The 18159-nt window shown below is 53.2% G+C and carries 14 protein-coding genes; 2 read left to right on the top strand and 12 right to left on the bottom strand.

The features are described from left to right. Positions 1–40 precede the first annotated feature (40 nt). Positions 41–1210: an MFS transporter gene (locus CKQ54_RS23145; protein ID WP_120162322.1), complete on the bottom strand. Its 1170-nt coding sequence runs from the start codon at positions 1208–1210 to the stop codon at positions 41–43. A gap of 87 nt (positions 1211–1297) precedes the next feature. Further along, complete coding sequence (locus CKQ54_RS23140; protein WP_120162321.1) at positions 1298–2296, bottom strand: ROK family protein; 999 nt, start codon at positions 2294–2296, stop codon at positions 1298–1300. Between the two features lie 143 nt (positions 2297–2439). On the opposite strand from CKQ54_RS23140, the gene CKQ54_RS23135 reads away from it, so the two are divergent. Next, positions 2440–2835: a VOC family protein gene (locus CKQ54_RS23135; RefSeq protein WP_120162320.1), complete on the top strand. Its 396-nt coding sequence runs from the start codon at positions 2440–2442 to the stop codon at positions 2833–2835. A 13-nt stretch (positions 2836–2848) separates the two neighbouring features. Here the strand turns inward: CKQ54_RS23135 and CKQ54_RS23130 are convergent, their stop codons facing one another. From CKQ54_RS23130 to CKQ54_RS23115, 4 genes are all read right to left on the bottom strand, one after another. Beyond that, complete coding sequence (locus CKQ54_RS23130; protein ID WP_244220286.1) at positions 2849–3676, bottom strand: serine hydrolase domain-containing protein; 828 nt, start codon at positions 3674–3676, stop codon at positions 2849–2851. Between the two features lie 112 nt (positions 3677–3788). Beyond that, positions 3789–4511 (bottom strand): amino acid ABC transporter ATP-binding protein, encoded by a 723-nt coding sequence (locus CKQ54_RS23125; RefSeq protein ID WP_120162356.1) that lies wholly within the window; start codon positions 4509–4511, stop codon positions 3789–3791. Next, positions 4498–5262, bottom strand: coding sequence for an amino acid ABC transporter permease (locus CKQ54_RS23120; RefSeq protein WP_120162318.1), 765 nt, complete (start codon positions 5260–5262; stop codon positions 4498–4500). The genes CKQ54_RS23125 and CKQ54_RS23120 overlap by 14 nt, the downstream gene beginning before the upstream one ends. Positions 5263–5322: 60 nt before the next feature. Then, a complete protein-coding gene (locus CKQ54_RS23115; RefSeq protein ID WP_120162317.1) occupies positions 5323–6090 on the bottom strand; it encodes a basic amino acid ABC transporter substrate-binding protein in 768 nt (255 codons plus the stop codon). Between the two features lie 223 nt (positions 6091–6313). On the opposite strand from CKQ54_RS23115, the gene CKQ54_RS23110 reads away from it, so the two are divergent. Next, positions 6314–7093, top strand: a complete 780-nt coding sequence (locus tag CKQ54_RS23110; RefSeq protein ID WP_120162316.1) for a hypothetical protein — start codon at positions 6314–6316, stop codon at positions 7091–7093. A gap of 42 nt (positions 7094–7135) precedes the next feature. On the opposite strand, the gene kup is transcribed toward CKQ54_RS23110, so the two are convergent. The 6 genes from kup to CKQ54_RS23080 all read right to left on the bottom strand — a co-directional run bounded on the left by kup (position 7136) and on the right by CKQ54_RS23080 (position 18153). Then, positions 7136–9010: a low affinity potassium transporter Kup gene (gene kup / locus CKQ54_RS23105; protein WP_120162315.1), complete on the bottom strand. Its 1875-nt coding sequence runs from the start codon at positions 9008–9010 to the stop codon at positions 7136–7138. A 196-nt stretch (positions 9011–9206) separates the two neighbouring features. After that, positions 9207–9920, bottom strand: coding sequence for a hypothetical protein (locus CKQ54_RS23100; RefSeq protein WP_120162314.1), 714 nt, complete (start codon positions 9918–9920; stop codon positions 9207–9209). A 204-nt stretch (positions 9921–10124) separates the two neighbouring features. Then, positions 10125–10712 (bottom strand): GNAT family protein, encoded by a 588-nt coding sequence (locus CKQ54_RS23095; protein ID WP_120162313.1) that lies wholly within the window; start codon positions 10710–10712, stop codon positions 10125–10127. 153 nt (positions 10713–10865) lie between these two features. Next, positions 10866–12194: a VasL domain-containing protein gene (locus tag CKQ54_RS23090; RefSeq protein WP_120162312.1), complete on the bottom strand. Its 1329-nt coding sequence runs from the start codon at positions 12192–12194 to the stop codon at positions 10866–10868. Positions 12195–12214: 20 nt separating this feature from the next. Then, positions 12215–14785, bottom strand: coding sequence for a type VI secretion system ATPase TssH (gene tssH / locus CKQ54_RS23085; protein WP_120162311.1), 2571 nt, complete (start codon positions 14783–14785; stop codon positions 12215–12217). A gap of 44 nt (positions 14786–14829) precedes the next feature. Beyond that, positions 14830–18153: a type VI secretion protein IcmF/TssM N-terminal domain-containing protein gene (locus CKQ54_RS23080; protein WP_244220285.1), complete on the bottom strand. Its 3324-nt coding sequence runs from the start codon at positions 18151–18153 to the stop codon at positions 14830–14832. Positions 18154–18159: the final 6 nt, after the last annotated feature.

Below are 18159 nucleotides of genomic sequence, written 5' to 3'. Positions count from 1 at the left end.
ATTTGCCACTCAGTTATAAATCATTGGTCTTTGAAAACAATCAATACTTCAGTTTGTATGCGCCAAACGTGATGATCAGAAACGCCGCCGCGACCGCCGAGAATGCGACATACAAGCTGGAAAGATGCGCAATAAAGCCGATCAGCGCCGGACCACCCAGCACGCCGAGATAACCGAGCGTCGCCACCATCGCCACCGCCATATTGACCGGCATCACTTTTTCCTGACCGGCCAGCGTAATCAGCACCGGAACAATATTCGCTGCGCCTATCCCTACCAGCGCAAAACCGCACAATGGCAGGATCCAGCCCGGCAACAGCACAACCATCAGATAACCGGCGATACCCAAAATCCCGCCGATAATCAGGATCCGTTTGCGCCCCAGTGCACTGACAATCGCATCACCGGTCAGGCGCATCAGCGACATCGCTACGGCAAATACCGCAAAGCCCCAGCCCGCATGTTCCAGCGCCAGACCGCGGTCCCGGGTCAGGAAGACACCGCCCCAGTCCAGCACCGCGCCTTCGGCCATAAAACAAATCATCGCCATCACCGCCATCAGCACCAGACGGAAATTCGGTCTGGCTTTCGGCTGGCCTTCTTCAGGCTCCTCATGTGCGCCAAACGGTAACATTCCGCGATAAGAATACGCCGTCAGCGCGATAACCAGCACGACGGCAAAAAACGTGCTGCCGAGCGGCGTGATACCGGCACTGAGCAGCAACGCACCGCCACCGGCGCCGGCGATCCCGCCCACGCTCCACAGGCAATGAAACCCTGACATCAGCGGTTTATCCGCGGCCTGTTCCACCAGCGTGCCCTGCACATTGACGGCTACATCCGCCAGCCCGATGCCCATGCCGAAAATAAACAGACTGAGCGCCAGCAGCCAGATGTCACTGAACACCGCCAGCAGTGGCAGCATCAGACAGTACAAAATGACCGCCGCGACGATCACTGCCCGACAGCCAAACTTGCCGATAATCCGTCCCGACCCAAGCATCGACAGCAGCGAACCGGCACCAAGACACAGCAGCAATAACCCGAGATCACCCGCCTCTGAATGCGTCCGCAATTGGGCATAGGGAACCAGCGCCGCCCACAGCCCCATCGCCATGCCGGTGACAAAAAATATCGCCCGCGTCGCGACACGCCGGACAGGACTTCCGGCATGAATACCGTTGTGCGCAATTTCAGATGACAGTGACATCAGGTTCTCCCGCGAGGTGAAGTTAGTTATTAAAAGTCTTTTAATAAGTCCGCAGTATAAGGGGGCGAACAACAAAGTCAACCGGCGTTATTCACCGAAAGCAACGTGCAGATTGTAGTTGCTGAGCGTCAGTTCCGCGATGCCTTGAAGATAATCCTGACGCATCGACGGGCGGTAAGTCAGCTGCGGCATATGCTGTGCGGGAATGCGCTGCAGGCAAAGCATCTTCAGCTCAGGCAGCAGTGCTTCACTTATTTTCGGGCCGGAAAGCGCGATGGTGGCCGGGTTGATAATGGCGGTCAGCGAGACAATCACTTTCGCCATTTCTTCTGCGACCGGCAGTTTATCCAATCCTTCAAAAGGCAGATTTGACACTTCCCCTGCAAACTGGCTGGCACCCTGTAATACCTGACCGTTAATCACCATGCCACAGCCCAGACAAGGCACTTCAGGTTTGAAGAGATACGCCACCGGCGCGGTAATGCCTGCGCAACTGCTGCGGTAAAAACCCCATGCGGTGTAGTTCATGTCGTTATCCGCCTGAACATAAATCCCGAACTGTTCACGCAGTTGCTGCTCAACCGCCACCCCGGCAAACACGCTGATATCACAGGTCGCGACGGTTCCTTTGACCACCACGCCCGGCAGGCCAATGCCCAGCGCTTTAATATTGGGATAGTCCGCCAGCAGGCTGCCAATTTGCTGATAAAACGTCGCCAGCGTCAGCGGTAAAAAGCGGATTTCACCCTGCGCCAGACTTTCACCGGTGGCTGAATTCACCGACCAGACAATCTGTGCGGCAGCGTCGCTGCCTTGCGCGTACAGGCTAAGTACCGAGAAATAGTTCGGGTTATACGCATAGCGCTGCGCCGGACGGCCACCACGCGAGACTTCGAGTTCCAGCGCCAGCACTTCGTGCCGCTGGCACATATCATTCAGCACTGCGCCGCAGGTGGCGATACTCAGACCGGTGACACCCGCCAGTTCCGCCTTCGTCGCCGAGCCCAGAGATTTCAATGCATTCGTCACCAGCACGACATTGTTTATCTTCATTTCACGGGTGGTACGGTTTGAAGGGATGATCATGTTGCCTCGGGAATGCGGGTAAGAATGGGGGGTAATTTAGCACGGATCCGGCGGCACGACTTTTTAGAGATCACATTCAAAAAACGGCAGAGCGGAAAATAACCCGCTATAACAAGGGGGACTGTTTCAAAAGGAGAGCGATTTTGATTTCCCATATTTGTATTGGCGTTTACGATTTTGAACGGGCTTTCACTTTCTATTCGGCGGTGATGGCGGCACTGGGGCATACCCTCAAGTTTTGCGACAGGGAAAAACCCTGGGCGGCGTGGATGGCACCGGATTCGCCAAGGCCGCTGTTTGTTATCGGCCAGCCGCATGACGGCGAACCTGCCAGTGCGGGTAATGGTCAGATGCTGGCATTACTGGCAGACAGGCGTGCTACCGTGGATCAAATCTATCAGTTTGCGATGGCAAACGGCGCGACAGATGAAGGCGCGCCGGGACTACGCCCGCATTATCATCCGGATTACTACGGTGCTTATTTTCGGGATGCCGACGGTAATAAGCTGTGTATTTGTTGCCATCATCCTGAGGCCTGAAGCTTTAGCCCTTTTACCCGAAGTTTTGCACCAGCCTGCCCAGTTCAGTTTCTGCCACACCTTCGTAATGCCCGTCAGTAAAGCAGGCACCGGTCACAGGTTCGCGGAGATCCGGGAAGTGATAGACCGCGTTCACGCACGACGGGCCGCCGCCTGAATGACCAGCTGAACGCCCTGCCTCTCCCATTGCACCGCTCATCAGCCCCAGCGCGTAACCGCATTCTGTCCACGGCCGTCCTTCCAGAGCACCGCCAAGCGGGATGGTCACCTGCATTTCAGCCATTGACGCTGCGCTCAGCAGTTTACCGCTGAATAATCCGTGCAGCAGTCTGGCCGCATCCCGCACATTGCCTGCCAGACAACCATGATATACCCAGCCCGGAGCGTATTTTCCGGCGGCTTCACAGTGCAGTTGTGCGAATTCCTCGCGCGTGGTGACAAGTGCGACACTGGTCAGTCCGAGCGGTGTCGAGATGAGGTCAGTCATCAGTTGCGCGAAACTCAGCCCTGACGCGGCTTCAATGTGTTCGCGGGCCAGCATGTAGCCAATATTGGAATAAGACCAGCCCGCATCCGGCGCAAACAACATGCCTCTGGCTAACGCGGCACTGAGCAATTTGTCGCGCGACCAGGGTTCTCCTCCGGCAGCGACAGCGTCGTGATAATCTTTCAGTGCGCCGTAATCCGGCAATCCGGCGGTGTGGTTGAGCAGCTGCCGCAGGGTGTAAGCTTCGCCATCAACACAGCCATCCAAATTTACAGTCCCGTTTTCACTAAGTTTCAGCGCACAAATCGCGATCGCGGTTTTCGTGAAACTCCAGTAAGGAAAACGAGCTTGCATATCGCCTCCTGCCCTCTCTTCGCCGGAGGCTGAAATACAATAAGAATGAAAGCTCTGCATGGCAAACCTCATCACATTAAAGAAAACGGGCGCTGTTTAAGCGCCCGTCGGATCATAATACTTTACTCAAAAATTCGCGGGTTCGCGGATTTTCCGGTGCGGTAAACAGTTGCGCCGGTGGCCCCTGCTCCTGAATCACACCCTGATCGATAAACACTACGCGGTCAGCGACTTCACGCGCAAAGCCCATTTCATGCGTCACAATCACCATCGTCATGCCTTCGAGCGCCAGCTGTTTCATGACCGCCAGCACTTCACCGACCAGCTCCGGATCCAGCGCTGACGTCGGTTCATCAAAAAGAATGATCGACGGTTCCATTGCCAGCGCACGGGCAATCGCCACGCGCTGTTGCTGACCACCGGACAAACTGGAAGGCCAGGCGTCGATTTTGTCGATCAGTCCGACTTTTTGCAGCAATTTTTCGGCACGCGTTACGGCTTCCGCTTTCGATAATCCCTTCAGCGACATCGGCGCCATAATCAGGTTTTCCAGCACGGTCATGTGCGGGAACAGATTAAAGCGCTGGAACACCATGCCGATGCCGGCACGCAGCGTATTAAGATTGGTTTTCGGATCATGCACCGCAAAACCGTTCACCACCACTTCGCCACCATTAGGCTTTTCCAGCGCATTCAGGCAGCGCAGAAAGGTACTTTTACCTGAACCTGAAGGCCCGATGATGCACACCACTTCTTTCTCTGCGATGTCACAGGAAATGCCGCGCAACACGTGGGTTTCGCCAAACTGTTTCTGTAAATCCTTAACGTGAATCACTTTTGCCAAACCTCTTTTCCATGTGTTGAACGAGTAGCGAGAGCAGGAAAGTCAGAACCCAGTAAACCAGTGAAATAGTCAGGTAGGGTTCCCAGTAGGTGGCGTAAGCGCCGGAAACAGTACGCGCGGCATACGCCAGATCGGCCAGGCCAATCGCCGAGGCCAGCGAGGAATCTTTCACAATCGCAATAGCGTTATTGCCCAGTGGCGGCAAAATACGGCGGAACGCCTGCGGCAAGATAACCTTGCGCATCGTTTTGCCCCAGCCCATTCCCAGCGCGCGGGAAGCTTCCATCTGACCGTTGTCGATAGACTGAATACCCGCACGGAAAATCTCGGAGACATACGCCCCGGCGTTGAGGGTAATCGCCACCACGCAGGATAAGAATGCACCGTAATCTGAGCGCAGCGCACGGGCGAAATCCGAGGACATCAGACCGTTCGCCACTAAAATGCCGTCACGCGGATTAATAAACAGTGGCACTAAAGCAAAGTGAACCACCATAATCTGCACAAACAGCGGCGTACCGCGAAAAGCACTGACGTAAATGCGCACCGGCCATTGCACGGCAAAACGCAAAACGTGTTTCCATGGGCCTTCGTCGGCACGGGCCATCCGTCCTAGCCCCAGCAGCAGACCCCAGGTGGTACCCAAAATCACACAAATAATGGTGCATTTGATGGTCATCAGCGCGCCCTGCACAAACAGTGGCGCATATTCTGAGATTATCTCCCAGCGAAATCCGGTCATACCTGTCCTTGTTCAGGAGCGTGTTACCGCCCCTGATTAACGTTGTTCGTGATGAGAATATTATTGAGCGGGAAGCACTGGAACGTTCTTATCAAACCAGGTTTCGTAGATTTTAGCGTACGTGCCATCAGCCACGATTTTCTTCAGACCGGCGTTGATTTTACCCAGCAGTTCGGTGTTGTCTTTGGCGACCGCAATACCGAAATACTGACGTTCGAATTTAGCATCCGGTACCAGTTTCAGCGCTTTCTCAGGATGGGATTTGATGTAGTACTTCACCACGCCCACGTCGCCCACTGCCGCGCCGATACCGTCTTCCGCCAGCTCCTGCAACATCAGCGGAGTGTTATCAAAACGTTTGATGTCGGTGCTGTTTTTGCCCAGTTCATTGGACACCACGATGTCGCCGGTGCTGGAGTTTACCACACCCACTTTCTGACCTTTCAGGGCGGCTACGGAATCCACTTTAGAGTCTTCAGGCACCACGATGGACTGTTCTGCCGGGAAATACGGGGCAGAGAAAGCCACCATCGCTTTACGTTTATCGGTAATGGTGATGCCAGAAATAATGATGTCACGATCACCGGAATTCAGTGTCGCAAAAATTCCTTCCCACGGCGTATTAACCAGTTTGATGTCAAAATCTTCGGCTTTAGCGATCGCCTTGATGATGTCGATATCAAAACCTTCCAGCTGTTTCTGGCTGTTTTCGTATTCAAACGGACGGTATGTACCGCCGGAACCGACCACGTATGTGGTCTGTGCGGCATAAGCAGATGTGATTAATGAAGAAAGCAGGCACCCGGTGAAAATTAATGACTTAAGCATGGTCACTCCTGTGTGATTGTTATTTTATGCAGTTAATTTGCATAAAAATACACAAGTTGACGAAGCGCTTCAACCGAAAGTTACAGCGGGCTGATATGAAGAACACATTGAGAAGTGAATAGCAGACTCCTCCGAGTTCCCTGTAAGAACTTTCATCTCTCCCGTGGGATCAGGTATATTGATACGCAGATCACAAAAATCCCTTAAAGGAAGACGTCGCACTATGAGTTATCGCTTCACCCTTGCTGCCGCAGCAGCCGTTATCGCACTCACAGGATGCGCAAAAACGAAAACCGCCGACCAGGCACCGGCTTTCGATTTTGGCTCGACGCGCCTGACCGTAGCGCACGTCCCGACGAAAACCGACGATGGCACCAAACTGTATGTGACCATTGATGATAAAGAGGCGGGTGCGCTGGGGACTGGCGAGAGCATGGAAGTCCAGCTTCCGGAAGGTAAACACAAAGTCGGCGGCTATGCCCGTTCGCTGATTGGCCGCGTCACCATTGCGCCGGTCGAAGTCGCGACATCGCGTGATGCGGTCAGCCACGTGACTTATTCTGTGGCGAATCTGAAACCGACGTTCCTGGTTCGCGCATCAACGCCAGTGCCGAAACCGAAGTCAGAATCGATTCCGGCAGAACCTGTTCCGTCTCTGCCGAAAGACATCGAAGCACCGGCAGTCGCCGAACAGTCGCAGGCTTCAGCAACACCAGCTGACGCACCAGCAGCCACTGCGGTAGTGACTCAGCAGACTTCTGCAACGTCTGCGACTTCAACAACTTCAGCATCTGCTACTCCAGCGGCAGTTGCGACTCAGCCGGTGCAAACTGCTACCCCTGCAACCCCGGCAGCGACTCAGCAGACACAAACTGCTGCGCCAGCACCGCAGACACCGGCCGTTACTGACCTGACGCCGACCACTCAGTCGCAAACCTCACAGGCGACGCAGAGTTCGACTACGCCTGAAGTCACTGACCTGACTTCAGCACCGCAAGCGTAATCTGCTTTGTCCGCCGGTTCTCACGATCCGGCGGGCAAATCCTCAGAATTTCACCACCGCCCCCAGCTCAATCACCCTGTTCGGGGGAATATGATAATGCTCCGGCGCACGCAGAGAGTTACGCTGCAAGACCTGGAACAGTTTCCCGCGCGCTTTTAAATACCACGGACGGGGTTCGCCCAGCGTAAAGGTGTCCCGCGACATAAAGAAAGACGTCTCGTTCATCGTACATTTCAGCCCTTCCAGCCCGCAGCGGTAGAGAATATCCGTGACATTCGGCGTTTCCCGCCAGCCATAACTGGCAATCACCCGCCAGAATGCCGGTGAAAGCTGTTCAATCGTCACCCTTTTCACGTTGTGAACATAAGGCACGTCTTCCGTCACCACCGTCAGCAGCACCACACGCTCGTGCAAAATTTTGTTGTGCTTGAGATTGTGCAAGAGCACCAGCGGCACTTCATATTGCCCGCGTGACATCACCACTGCCGTGCCCGGCACGCGTTTCGGCGGTGCTTTTTCCAGCGAGGCGATCAGTGCCTCAAGCGCTTCCGGATCCTGCCTCAGGCGGCGCAGCAGGCGCGAACGCTCGGTTTTCCAGGTCAGCATAATCAACAGAATGGTCAGCCCGATGGCCACCGGCAGCCACCCGCCGGAGAACAGTTTGGTCAGGTTGGCGGCAAACAACGGCACATCAATGATCAGCATCGCTGCCATCATCAGGCCACCAGCCCAGGTTTTCCATCCCCAGTTTTTGACCATAACAATGCCAATCAATACCGACGTAATGACCATCGTACCGGTGACAACAATCCCGTACGCCGACGCCAGATTGCTGGAATGTTTAAAGCTGACGATGGCAATCAGTACCGCGAAATACAACAGCCAGTTGACGACCGGAATGTAAATCTGACCAGATTCTTCATCTGAGGTATAGATGATGCGCATCGGCGGCAGATAGCCCATACGCACGGCCTGACGCGTCAGGGAGAACACGCCGGAAATCACCGCCTGCGAGGCAATCACCGTCGCCAGCGTAGCCAGTATCAGCAGCGGGATCAGCGCCCAGCCCGGCGCGAGCAGGAAAAACGGATTCACGATAGCGTCGGGTTTGCTGAGCAGCAATGCGCCCTGCCCGAAGTAATTCATCACCAGCGAAGGCCCGACCAGAATAAACCAGGCAATACGGATCGGTTTTTTACCGAAATGCCCCATGTCGGCATATAACGCTTCACCACCGGTCACCGACAGCACCACCATGCCGAGCGCAAAGAACGAGACGGTTTTGAATTCCACAAAGAAATGCAGCGCCCAGTAAGGATTCAGCGCCTGTAATACATCGGGATTACGCACAATACCGCCAATCCCCAGCAGGCCGATAGTCACAAACCACAGCACCATCACCGGCGCAAAGATTTTGCCCACGCTGCCGGTACCATTTTTCTGAATAAAGAAAAGCAGCGTCAGCACGGCAATCGAAAACGGAATAATAAAACGGTCGAGCGACGGCTCAATGATCTCCAGCCCTTCCATCGCCGAAAGCACCGAAATGGCAGGCGTGATCACGCCGTCACCATAGAAAAAGCTGCCGCCGACCAGCCCGATAAACATGATCGCCGGGATCCACCGCGGATTAAGATTGCGGATCGCCAGCGACATCAGCGTCAGAATGCCGCCCTCGCCGTCATTGTCGGCACGCATCACGAAGCTGATGTATTTCACCGACACCACCAGCATCAGGAGCCAGAAAATAAGCGACAGAAAGCCGAATAATGCACTTTGGGTCACGGCGATGCCCGCTTGTCCGGTCAGGCATTCACGCAGGGTATACAGCGGGCTGGTACCGATATCACCATAAACGACACCAATACACGCCACGGTCACAGTCAGCAGCGATGATTTATTTTTTGTATGCTTCATGAGTGGCTTCACAGTTTCCCGGGGCGACATGTGTCGCCCCACAGAAAGAGTATAGATACACTCGACAGCCATCGGGGTTAGATGAACGCTTTATTATTCAAGGCTGACTTTTGTCATCAATGGCATGAAGGTCATGCGTAAAGCGAACCGGTTTGAGGGGCCTTACACATGATCCTCATCACAACGAATTGGGTCTCTAACGAGAAATGTCAATAACCGGAACACCAGGATTACATCTTTTCATCCTCTCAACTAACCTGTACAACTTCTCGTTAATCTCTCTGGTCGCTATCTGGGTCGGACGTATCGTCTTAGGTGCTACAAAAATCCCCGCTATTTTAATCTCACGTGTCGGAGGCAATCCCTGATAAGTATTAATATCCGGACGACCAATAAGCAGAATTTCGTTATGCCATTGGTAATTGGTATTCTTGAGTATCTTTTCTGGGGGTTGAATTTGATTGTAACCACCGGGAGCAATAATCTCTTTCTTTTTAGATCTGCCCGCGAAGATATTGTCAGCCAGCGCAAAACGGTCATGAACCATACCGTTATCTACACCCGCATGATTAGGGAACCAGACATCACCACTGAATGTCCCCATGATATTTTGCACCGGCACATCGAGAATAAAGCCTGCTTCGAAAAACAATCCTGACTGCGATCTGACATTGAGTCCGACTCCCAGCCGGAAACCTCTCAGCACTGCATCCACATCAATGAATGAACTTGAAATAATATCCCAGGTTTTAAATACCTCCCGGGCGGGTTGAGTCATCAAAGGCGAGGATCCATAGGCAGCCGAAACGGTATGAATAAGAAGTTGTCTTTTCTTATTACGCGCATCCCATTTTTTTAATGCCTTAACTTTATCTGCATCAGGGGACTTTAAGTGTGTTTTTCCGAACATAATGTAACTCCATTACATGATTAATATTCAACAAGTGCTGGCGTGCAGTCAGAATCTCTCAATGCACTCAACTCGCAGCTCTGTTTGTTAAAGCTTTAGTAAAAGACCACAAGAAAAATTTTATAGCCCATAACGAAAGCCTCTCTTGATTACCTGATTAAATGATTACGTGCTCTGTCCTTTCAAAAAAACGGTATTGTCGCTTCAACCGACAATGTCCCAATTTTTCATGATGTTATTCCTGAGATTCAAATAAATATTATTAATATTCCCTGACCAGTTTGCTCCCCGGAAATTTGCGTTCTGAAAGGACGACTGCGAAAAACGATTGAGCCACTGGGGATTTAATTTTCCATCACCAGATTTGAGCGAAGCCCCACCTTTATCCATTCGATTTACCGCGCCTACAACCGTCGGATGAAATCCCATTTTTAGATAAAATCCCTGACTGTGGTTTACCGGCAACAGTGAGGCTTGTTCAATCTTCAATTCGCGCCCATATTTTATCGCCGCGAATACCAAAATCTGTCCTAAGCCAACAAATTGATTAGGATTTTTTTTCGTAGGTGTATTGGTATTGCCATCAACGTATATTGCTGATATATACAAAAAATCTTTTTCCCCTGGTTCACATTGCACAGAACAACGTCCCGCAGCGACATCCTGATATGCTTGCGTAAGCAGCGAAAAATTCATGGCATTGTGGTCATAATCCGGTGGTGATTCCACATCCTCTGACAACGTCATAATTAATGGTTTTTTACCTTGCGGATACTTTTCTATAAAATGCATATTTTTCGTACCTCTCCTGAACGATTAGCCTGATGAATGATTTTCGAATATTTGACTACAGATGTACTATTAATGAAAAAATTAATTGTTTTAGAGTCATCATAGGCAGCGATGATTAAGCAATAAACGGGACTTTAAGTTTTTTACCTTTCGCTAATGCAGTGTGATACTGGCAGCATTTAAGGCATCTATTCTCTGTGAGATTTGTTTTATCATGGCGGGGTTAACCTGACGGTTATTCTCCCTGTCCTGTTGAATCGTCCACAATAATGTTTCCGCGCTGGTTCCGTTACGTTGCAAATCCTGGCGTATCTGATATACCGCTGTTTTCAATTCCGACACAGTCATATATTGGCTGTGTTTTTTTTCGGCATTCAGTAAGCGTGCTTCAAGCTCATCAAGATGTTTATTAGCAAGAACGAAACCATCCAGCGCCGGGATATCTCCCGCCTTCTCATCCATTGTGCGCTGCCATTGCGCACTGTATTCATTGCCCGGATAAGCTTTTTCCAGATGGTCAGATAATATTTTTCCTTGCCGCAGCAGCACATCGGAAGGTTGTGCGCTCAGCCAGCCCAGCAAGGGCGCAGCATGGGTTAATACCGCCGTTTTCTGTGCTCGCAATTCGGGTTCCTGCGCCATACGCCAGACCTCATCCAGCTGACCTTCACTGTGTTGTAGTGCCAGTAACGGAGCACTGAGTTTTTCACCGAAACTCTGCGACTGCATAGAGAACCAGATACCGGCTGCGACAGCACATATCGCGATACCCGCCGCCATCCCGCACAAAGCCCACATAAGCTGACGCCGACATGACACAGACTCCAGACAGATTTCTGTAGGATCTGCATCCGGCAGTATTTCGGTCACCGGCGCTTTTTTCTCGCTGATGATTTCAGGCGCTGGCTCCGGTACAGGCTGCAACGCTTTCACAGGTTTTGGCTGCGACGGATAGGGCACCGACCGGCAGCGAACCTGAAGAAAATAATGCAGATTGTTCAGAGAATCATGGCTTCGTGAGTGCAGGTTTTTAGACTGTCCGCACAGCACACCAATACTTTTTTCAACCAGACGCATTTCGCCACTGTTTTCCGGGCCATATTCCAGCGTATAGATATGCGTCGCCACATTTGCATTGAACCAGTCCATCAGTTGCTGACGTTGCTGAACCGCCGCGACCGGTGGCCAGCAACGCTGGCTGTTGTGGGCAAATGCTGTGGACAACAGATCAAGTGCCAGCGCCAGCCCTTTCCAGCTTTTAAGCCGCAAGTTGATCAGGCAAAACCACATGCCACTTTGCAGGTCATAGCCATATTCATGGAACAGCTGAAAACACTTTTCCTCCAGCGCATTCCAGTCCAGCCTCGCTGGGATGGTGCCGGTCAGCGGACTGAGCTCGCTGCTCAGCAGCAAAAACGACTTGCTGAGGCGCGGATCGTGCCCGTTGATTTTTAGCGCCCGAAGATTCACCCGATTTTTCATGGTCACTCTTTCCCTGTCATTCAGGCGGGTTGTTTCGCAGCAGAGCGTTTCACTGCTGGCTGTTTGGTCAGTGTGAGCTGATCTTTACTGACACCAATTTGCAGGCGGATATCAGCTTTGCTTTCTACCGCCAGCAGGCGATCGGTCAGCAGCGGCAGCAATTCCCGGTTCAGCACGGCATCAATTTCGCGCGCCCCGCTTTGTTCCACCTGACAGCGGCTGGCCATAAACTCCACCACTTTCTCGCTGTAAGTCAGATCTGAGTTGCCTTCACCCGCGGCGATAAAGCGTTTGCAGACTTTATCGAGTTTGAGGCGGATGATTTTTGCCAGCGTTTCGCCCACAACCGGCAGATACGGGATCAGTTGCAAACGGCCCATCAGCGCAGGACGGAAGAATTTGTCGAATTCAGGGCGCAATAACCGGGTCAGCGCATTTTGATCGGTACTTCCGGCTGCGCAGGCGGTCATCACCAGATCGCTTGCCAGGTTGCTGGTCAGAATAATGAGCGTATTACGGAAGTTAATCAGCTGACCTTCGGCGTCTTCCATCACGCCTTTGTCGAACACCTGGTAGAACATTTCCATCACATCAGGGTGCGCTTTCTCCACTTCATCAAGCAGCACCACGCTGTAAGGGCGACGGCGCACCGCCTCGGTCAGCACGCCACCCTGTCCATAGCCAACATACCCCGGCGGCGATCCTTTCAGTCCGGACACCGAATGCGCTTCCTGATATTCAGACATATTGATGGTAATCAGACTTTGTTCACCGCCGAAAAGCAGTTCGGACAAGGCCAGCGCCGTTTCTGTTTTACCGACGCCAGAAGGCCCGGCCAGCATAAAGACGCCGGTTGGCTTAACCGGATCAGCAAGATTGGCGCGGCCGATGCGGATTTGTTGTGCAATTGTCGCTAATGCATGGGATTGCCCGATCACCCGGCTTTCCAGCCGCGCGACCAGATCGCTAAGCTGTTGCTGCTCTTTTTCCACCATTCTGCCCAGCGGAATACCTGTCCACCCGGCGATCACATCTGCGACACAGACCGCATCGACACAGTCATAAACCAAAGCATGATCTTTATGCATCTCCGCCAGCTGGGTACGCAGTGCAGCGGTCTGCGCCACGTCCTCACACGCGGTGATCTGCACCACCAAATCTTGCTGTTGCCGCCAGACGGGCAGCAGTTTCTCTAAGCTCAGGGTAAGTTCGCTTTCACGCTGATCCAGCCATTTCAACCTTGTGGCGTTATCTCCTTCTTCGAGCAGGCTTTCCCGTTCGGTATGAATGTTGCTGAGCAGCGCGTTGAGATCTTCGATTTCCTTAGGCTCATGGCATTGCGAGATCGCCACACGGGCGCAGGCAGTATCCAGCAGGCTAATCGATTTGTCCGGCAGCTGACGGCCTGATATATAGCGGCTGGACAAGCGAACGGCGGCCACCAGCGCACTTTCGAGGATCTGCACACCGTGATGCTGGCTCAGCGCCGGTTTCAGCGAGCGCAGCATGGCGGTGGCAGTTTCTTCATCCGGTTCCGCCACTTTAATGACCTGAAAACGACGTGCCAGTGCGGCGTCTTTTTCAAAATACTTTTTGTATTCCGCCCAGGTAGTGGCTGCCATCACGCGCATTTCTCCTCGCGCCAGAGCAGGTTTAAGCAGGTTTGCGGCATCGTTTTGCCCTGCCTGACCACCAGCACCAATTAGCGTGTGAGCCTCATCGATAAACAGGATCACCGGAGACGGATATTCTTTGATTTCACGTAACAGCGTTTGCAGACGATTTTCAAATTCGCCTTTGACGCTGGCACCGGCCTGTAACAGCCCCATATCCAGCGATAAAATTTCCATATTCTTCAAGGCTTCCGGCACGCTGCCTTGCGTAATACGCTGAGCCAGTCCTTCGACCAGCGCCGTTTTCCCTACCCCCGGCTCACCGGTCAGTACCGGATTGTTCTGACGGCGACGCAACAGCACATCAATCAGCTGACGAATTTCCTGTTCGCGTCCGAGTGCCGGATCAAGCGTCGCGTTGCGCGCCTGTTCGGTCAGATTACGGGTGAATTTCATCACCGCAGAATCCGCGTTATGATCCACCGGCGCGGCTGCGCTGACACTGGCATTGTGCACACAAGCGTCACGCAGTAACTGATCGGCGCGATCCGCCTGACACACCAATGCCTGCTGTAGCGCGGGGCAAAGGTGCGTCTGAATGTCTTTTTCATTGGCAATCAGACTGCCGAGAAACGCCTGTACCGGAAGCTGCATTTGTTGCCAGCAGGTGCTGGCATGAAGCCAGGATTTTTCAAGATGCTCCACCAGTAATTCCGATAACACCGGACTGCGCGTATTGCCGCTGCGCTGCTGATTCAGGCTGGTTTTCAATGCATCGACCAGCGCATCGCCGCGCAACCCAGCATTCAGGCAGAGTTGCTCAATCATGGCTGGCTGGCGAGTCACCACCGCCAGCAGTAAGTGCTCGATTTCCACTTCATGGTGTGTCCGGCTGACCGCCAGACTTATCGCCGCATCGAGGCATTCACGAGCCCCGACATTCATTTTTTCTACAATTTTCTTCAGGTAGCTACCCATAAGTCATCCTGTTTAGTTTTCTCAACCGGGTCTTAAGCAGACACTCAGTGACAATCGGTGATACGAACCGGTAACTGCGAGAACCCACTGTTCAGCGCCGCTGGTCGTTGTTTTTCCGCTTTTTTGCTACGGGCATCCTGTTGCGCATCCGCATTGTCATTCAGTGCCTGACGCAACTCCTGCCACTGCTGCCAGGTTTCCTGGATCCGGTTTTGCGCGCCAGCCTGATAGCGCACCATCACTTCTTTAATGCCCAGTGAAGCCAGCTGCGCGGCGTCATCCGGGAAGTCATCGGCTTTAAAGCTGTGCTGACCATTGGCAAAATCTTCCAGGAAATCCGGCCAGGCGGCATCGCCAAAATATTCATAAGTCAGGTCAAAGCCCGGGAAATTAATCACCAGAGATGCGCGGCTACAGTGCCCTGCCCGCCAGCGGAATGGCGCCTGTTCGCTGAAGTTCATGCTGTTAAGTTTCCACTGCTGTTCATCGCAAAACAGCGTCAGCCGGGTGCCGGTTGGCATCAAACGCGCGCCGCCCGGAATGGTGGCAGGCTGACTTTTCAACGTCAGTTCCAGCGTTTTTGTCTCCAGTGCGGCCATTTGTGCTTCGAGCTGAGTTTGTTCTTCTTTCAGAGCGGCCAGTGCATCGTCGCTGCGGGTATTCTCACGCTCCGGCATCGCCAGTACGTCATCGGGGCGCAGCACGTGATTGACCATCCGCAGGAACTCCGGTGTCAGACCCGGCGTTTGCCCGCTGAATTCACCCGCTTTCGGCCCGCTGTCATCAACCACCAGCACGCTTTTCGCCGGTCCGCGAATAAAATCAGACAGATACTGCCAGGCCAGATCTTGCTGATCCTGATACTCAAGACGACTGGCGTTATTTTCCATCGGCCACAGCACACGGCTCTGCCATTGCTGTTGCAGCCAGCAGCCGGAACGTTGCATGGCATGCGCCACCAGCCAGCGGGAGTCGTTTTGATACAGTGCCCACACCGCGTCAGTTGCGAAATCAGGGCGTTCCGTCGAGAGGCTTTTACGCAACACGTTAAAGCGGCTTTCAAGCAGTTGCAGAGGATTACTGTCGCCCTTCTCATCGGTCTGGAACAATCCACGGGTCAGCCGGTCACTATTTTTCGGCGTGGCAAAAACATCCGCGACTGCCGCGTGCAGACCGGCCTCCCAGGCATTCCAGTTCTTCACGTTGAGTTCGGAAATTGCAGGCGTCTGCGTTTTGCTATCGAGTTTCAACAGTGCCACTATTTTCTGTTGCATGGATTGCTGCAGTCTGCTGAAGCGAGGCATCAGCGCGCCGGGTAACGGCATAGTTTGCAACTGATGCAGGCGGCGCAACTCGCGCAGCCAGAACTGCGCTTGCGTTACGCTGATATCTTCCAGTTGCTCATTCGCATACGCGGCAAATTTCATCGACGGACTGTGCCCCTGATCAAGAGCGATCAGCGTGGCTTGCCACTGCTCATCAGCCAGCACGGGGGCAGGTTGCTGGTTCATGGCCAGCATCATCTTCATCCATTGTGTCTGGCGCAGGATTGGCCAGCGTTGCTCAAATGCGGCCAGTTCCGGCATCGGGGTATTGCCGCCCGCCAGGCGAATTTCATCCAGCCAGTGCTGAATTTCAGCGGTGCCCTGCAACGTCCACAGACCGCTGAGGTAAGTTTTATCGGCAGAAGCAGGCAGGAAATCGGTCAGATTTACCGGCGTCAGATCTTCAGACGGTGCCACTAACCACTCAGTTTGCGGATCACTGTTCACCAGACGGCCCAGCAATTCACGCAGCACGGTGAGTTGTTCTTCGCCACCGGGCTGTTGCAACAAGGCTCGCTGCAACACCGCATCTTGCGACTGTGGCAAGGCAAGCGTCGCCCCGGTCAGGCTGAGTTCAGCGGGAATAGGCTCCTGCTTCATCAGTTCACTTAACGGCTGCTTTTCCCACATGGCCTGTTTAGTGATCAGCGTACGTGCCAGCGTCAGGATCATGGTCCTTTTTTGCGGCGCATCGGCCTGTTCAAATTGTTCCCGATACTGGTTAGCAATCTGGCGGATGTTAATGTTATCGCGTGGCGTTGCCGCCATGATACTGGCCTCAAGTTGCGCATGACGCTGGTTGAGCACCGGCACAAAAGGCAGGTAACGCACAGGTGTCTTGCTCCAGCCTTCGATGTTTTCCAGTTGCTGAACCTGTGCCGTTACATCGGCTTTTTCGTGTAAGACACCTGTCAGATTGTGGACAAAATAGCCGCTCACCAGCACATATAAGACCGCAAGTGCGCTGAAAGTCAGCATTCCCCATTGCTGCAGATAACGCCGGCCAAACCCGACGGGCACGACTTCACGCTGACGGCTTAATATCGGTAAAATCCGCGTCATCAGATCATGGACAAAGACAGCCTGACGCGTGGCACTGTTTTTACTGACCGGCTCCGTAGCGGTAAACCAGATCCCGCCTAACTCCGCCGGTTGAAAGTACGCATCCGGTTCGCACAAGGCCGCCAGATAGCGTTGCAGCGCGGGTTGTAACTGCGGCAACTGTTCCGGAAAGTTCATCAGCGGCAGCGTCTCGCCGTCAGGTTCGCCACCGGAAAGCTGGCTGACCCGTACTTTATCCAGTCCGTCTTTCACGCAGGTAAAAAGGGGATCCAGCAGCGCCGGATCTTTACCATCTACGACCGGAGAATGGCGCCAGTAATAACCTAAAGGCTGCTGACGCTGGGCTGGCGAGAGTTTGTTAGCCCAGTGACTGAACCCGGCTACGCGGTCGCAGCAGGTAATGAACAGGTACACCGGCAGACGGCGTCTGACTTTATTGACCAGCGGTTCGATTTGCGTGCGGATATGTCGCGCATGCAGATGCAATGCAGCTTCATCTTTTTCGAGCAGTTCGGTGACAGAAACGCACACCACTATTCCTGCCGGGGCAGGCAAACGACCGCACCAGTTCACCAGCCGCAGCCAGCCACGTTCAAAGGCGGGCGTTTTACTCAGAAAATGGCTGGAAAGATCCAGAAAGCCTGCTGAACGGAAAAACCACCAGCGCAGGGTGCGCGTCGGCACCACCAGCGAACTTTCCGGTTCATTAGAAAACAGAGGTAATCCGGCGCCCGCCATCAGGGTTGTTTTACCGCTTCGTCCGCCCGTCAGAATAAACCAGGGAATAGGCTGTTTACGTCTTCTGATGCGTTTAATTACCGCCGCACCCGTTTTCCAGTGCTCGGATAATACATATTCCAGCCGGGTCAGTTTGAATTTTGCTTTAAGGGCTGCAATATATTTCGCTTGTGTAATCCCTGAAGAAAACCCCCAAATGAAGCGGGCAATTAAAATTGTCAGGATCACAACAAACCACATCATAAATGC

Origin of the sequence: Rahnella variigena (assembly GCF_003610915.1) — a bacterium.
In the GTDB taxonomy this organism is placed as follows: Bacteria; Pseudomonadota; Gammaproteobacteria; order Enterobacterales; family Enterobacteriaceae; genus Rahnella; species Rahnella variigena.
This window is presented reverse-complemented; position numbering and strand designations above follow the sequence as displayed.

Excerpts from the sequence above, each read along its gene's own strand:
- CKQ54_RS23140 (WP_120162321.1), bottom strand. The coding sequence starts at position 2,296 with ATGATCATCCCTTCAAACCGTACCACCCGTGAAATGAAGATAAACAAT.
- tssH (WP_120162311.1), bottom strand. The coding sequence starts at position 14,785 with ATGGGTAGCTACCTGAAGAAAATTGTAGAAAAAATGAATGTCGGGGCT.
- CKQ54_RS23100 (WP_120162314.1), bottom strand. The coding sequence starts at position 9,920 with ATGTTCGGAAAAACACACTTAAAGTCCCCTGATGCAGATAAAGTTAAG.
- CKQ54_RS23120 (WP_120162318.1), bottom strand. The coding sequence starts at position 5,262 with ATGACCGGATTTCGCTGGGAGATAATCTCAGAATATGCGCCACTGTTT.
- CKQ54_RS23130 (WP_244220286.1), bottom strand. The coding sequence starts at position 3,676 with ATGCAAGCTCGTTTTCCTTACTGGAGTTTCACGAAAACCGCGATCGCG.
- CKQ54_RS23110 (WP_120162316.1), top strand. The coding sequence starts at position 6,314 with ATGAGTTATCGCTTCACCCTTGCTGCCGCAGCAGCCGTTATCGCACTC.
- CKQ54_RS23090 (WP_120162312.1), bottom strand. The coding sequence starts at position 12,194 with ATGAAAAATCGGGTGAATCTTCGGGCGCTAAAAATCAACGGGCACGAT.
- CKQ54_RS23095 (WP_120162313.1), bottom strand. The coding sequence starts at position 10,712 with ATGCATTTTATAGAAAAGTATCCGCAAGGTAAAAAACCATTAATTATG.
- CKQ54_RS23080 (WP_244220285.1), bottom strand. The coding sequence starts at position 18,153 with ATGATGTGGTTTGTTGTGATCCTGACAATTTTAATTGCCCGCTTCATT.
- CKQ54_RS23145 (WP_120162322.1), bottom strand. The coding sequence starts at position 1,210 with ATGTCACTGTCATCTGAAATTGCGCACAACGGTATTCATGCCGGAAGT.
- CKQ54_RS23115 (WP_120162317.1), bottom strand. The coding sequence starts at position 6,090 with ATGCTTAAGTCATTAATTTTCACCGGGTGCCTGCTTTCTTCATTAATC.
- kup (WP_120162315.1), bottom strand. The coding sequence starts at position 9,010 with ATGAAGCATACAAAAAATAAATCATCGCTGCTGACTGTGACCGTGGCG.